The sequence below is a fragment of the Streptomyces africanus genome, assembly GCF_002150735.1.
GTDB lineage: Bacteria > Actinomycetota > Actinomycetes > Streptomycetales > Streptomycetaceae > Streptomyces > Streptomyces africanus.
In genome coordinates this window covers 1-2,675 of the sequence record NZ_MUKA01000191.1, presented here as the reverse complement: position 1 = coordinate 2,675, position 2,675 = coordinate 1, and the positions used below count along the sequence as shown (strand labels likewise).

Below are 2,675 nucleotides of genomic sequence, written 5' to 3'. Positions count from 1 at the left end.
ATCCGGTGCTGCGTCGCGCCGCCGGAGCCCCACCCCGACGGCGCGACGCAGCACCGGATCCGGAGGAAGACCCACACATGAGCGTGACGACGGTGCCCAGTGTGACGACTGCTCTCACGGCCCCGAAGACCCTGATCCCCGCCCCGCCGCGCAACCACGACACCCGAGGCGACGACAACGCCTGGACCCGACTGATCGACGCGGTGCGGGAATCGGGCCAGTACCCCACCAGGCCGGAGGCGGAGCGAGTCACCCGTATCGTCCTGTCCGCCCTCGGCGGTCATGTGATCGGCGACGAACGGGTCGACCTCGCCCGCGCCCTGCCCGAGGAGGCCGCCAGGGTCGTCGCCTCCCAGATCCCGGCCACGCGCCGGCTGACCGCCGCCGAGTTCGTCGACTCCGTCGCGGCCCGTATCGAGGGAGCGACCCCCGCCACGGCCCGCTGGGACGTCAGCTCGGTCCTGAGCGTGCTGCCGCCCCTGGTCGGCGACGACCTGATCACCCGCATCCTGGCCCAGCTTCCCCCCGGCTACGCCCTCCTGTTCGGCCGAGCGGACCTGAGCCCGGCGTCGTAGGCTCCTGAGCCGCGTACGGCGGCCACCTCTTGGACGCACGCGAGGTGGCCGTCGGACAGACGGCCAAGCCACCGACAGGAGCCGGCACTTGACCCATACGAGGTCCGCGACCCTCACCACCCCCGACGGCACGCACCTCGCCCACAGGGACCACCACCCCCCTGGGGAACCCACGGCCACGTTCCTCCTCCTGCACGGCCTGGCAGGCCACCAGGGCGAGTGGGACACCCTCGCCGCGCAACTGTCGTCCGACGGCCACCGCGTGGTGACCTACGACGCCCGAGGCCACGGCGCCAGCACCCGCACACCGGCGACCACGACCCGCGCGGCCCACGTCCAGGACGCCGTAACCCTGATCGAGGACCTGGACCTGGCCCCCGTGACCCTGCTCGGCCAGTCCCTGGGCGGCCACACGGCCCTGCTCCTGGACCGCGTCCCACCCCCACCTGGTGAAGTCCCTGATCCTGATCGAAGCGGGCCCGGCCGGCCCGACCCCGGACCTCCCAGCCCAGATCGCGACCTGGCTGGACAGCTGGCCGACCCCCTTCACGTCCCTCGACGAGGCGGAGGCGTTCCTGGGCCACGAGGCCTGGGCGAGGAGCCTGGAGGAACGAGAAGACGGCTGGTACCCGAGATGGGACCGTACGACGATCATCAACACGGTCACCGAACTGGCCACCACGGCCTACTGGCCCGAGTGGTCCCGCATCGCCTGCCCCACCCTCCTCATCCAGGGCGAACACGGCACGATGCGCCCCGACGAACCGGCCAAGATGCTCACCCACCGCCCGCACACCCACCACACCCGCATCCCCGACGCGGCCCACGACGTCCACCTGGACCAGCCGGACCGCCTCTACGAAGCGATCAGGACCTTCATCGCCTGACCCCGAACCGCAAACAGTTCGACAGGACCCCGTCTCCCCGCCATCCTGCGGTGGCGCATCGGTACACCGGCGCGCCCAACTCGCCCGAGGGAGACGACTGTTGAACCCCGCGATCCGTCACATCACCTTCGACTGCACGGGACAGCCCTACGAACTGGCTCGCTTCTGGTCCGAGTTGCTCGGCCACCCGATCTCCGACGAGGACAAGCCCGGCGACCCCGAGGTGCTGATCGAGCTCCCGAACGGCGCCCCCGGCCTCCTCTTCGTCAGCGTCGAGGAAGGCAAAACAACCAAGAACCGCATCCACTTCGACCTCCAGCCCACCGGCCGCACCCGCTCCGAGGAGGTCGAACGCGCGGTGACCCTCGGCGCCCGCATCCTGACGGACCGCACCTTCCCGAACGGCAGAGGCTGGGTCGTCATGGCCGACCCCGAGGGAAACGAGTTCTGCGTCGAACGGGGAGAACTGGACCGGGTGGAGGACTGACGCCAGGACGCTCTGGCTCCGGGGTGTAGATCCATTATCGCGGCACGCGAAGCCGCCTGTCACCGTTCCCCAGAATGATCTTTACGCCCGATATGCGCCCCTAGGCTTGCGGGGACAGACACAACACCCGTCACCAAACAGGGAGTTGAGAGTGGCGCACGACGTAGCCGCGCTGACGGAAGAACTCACGGCCATGGCTGCGGCCGATCACCAGTCCACGATCCTCGCGAACAGCGATGACCCCGCCGAGCAGCTGGCATGGCGCCGGCTGACCGCACGGCACGGTGACCGGCTCAACGAGATCATGGACGAGTACGGCTGGCCGACGGCAGACCTGGTCGGCGAGCAGGCCGCCCGCGCAGCGTGGCTGATCGCCCAGCACGCCGACCGACAACTCGACGTCCAGCGCCGCGCCCTCCACCTCATGCAGCAAGCGGTGTCGGCAGGCTCGGCCGACCCCCGCGACCTGGCCTTCCTCCGCGACCGCACGCTGGTCAACGAGGGCCGCAAACAGCTCTACGGCACACAGATCGCCGGCGTGAAGAACGGGTCACCGATCCCGTGGCCCTGCGAGGAACCCGAGCGCATGGACGAACTCCGCGCGGAGGTCGGCATCGAGCCCTTCGACGAGTACGTTGCCAAGTTCTCGACGACGTGACGCCGACACCGTCCCGAACTCCGACGCGTCATCCGCACCCAACCGCCCCCACCCACGCACCGGCAACC

Annotated in this window: 4 protein-coding genes and 1 pseudogene; all 5 read left to right on the top strand. The window is 70.0% G+C overall.

What is annotated here, in order from left to right:
- Positions 1 to 77: 77 nt before the first annotated feature.
- The 5 genes and pseudogenes from CCL05_RS22905 (at position 78) to CCL05_RS22890 (ending at position 2,607) form a co-directional block, all read left to right on the top strand.
- Positions 78 to 575, top strand: coding sequence for a DUF2267 domain-containing protein (locus CCL05_RS22905; RefSeq protein WP_107400504.1), 498 nt, complete (start codon positions 78 to 80; stop codon positions 573 to 575).
- An 88-nt stretch (positions 576 to 663) separates the two neighbouring features.
- Positions 664 to 1,155 (top strand): annotated as a pseudogene (locus CCL05_RS47540) (alpha/beta hydrolase); the annotation flags it as partial.
- Complete coding sequence (locus CCL05_RS46365) at positions 1,037 to 1,462, top strand: alpha/beta fold hydrolase (protein WP_425275935.1); 426 nt, start codon at positions 1,037 to 1,039, stop codon at positions 1,460 to 1,462. The pseudogene CCL05_RS47540 and the gene CCL05_RS46365, both read left to right, overlap by 119 nt.
- A 100-nt stretch (positions 1,463 to 1,562) precedes the next feature.
- On the top strand, positions 1,563 to 1,949 hold the full coding sequence (locus CCL05_RS22895; RefSeq protein ID WP_425275934.1) for a VOC family protein: 387 nt from the start codon (positions 1,563 to 1,565) through the stop codon (positions 1,947 to 1,949).
- Between the two features lie 151 nt (positions 1,950 to 2,100).
- Positions 2,101 to 2,607: a DUF6624 domain-containing protein gene (locus CCL05_RS22890; protein WP_086562360.1), complete on the top strand. Its 507-nt coding sequence runs from the start codon at positions 2,101 to 2,103 to the stop codon at positions 2,605 to 2,607.
- Positions 2,608 to 2,675: the final 68 nt, after the last annotated feature.

Excerpts from the sequence above, each read along its gene's own strand:
- CCL05_RS22905 (WP_107400504.1), top strand. The coding sequence starts at position 78 with ATGAGCGTGACGACGGTGCCCAGTGTGACGACTGCTCTCACGGCCCCG.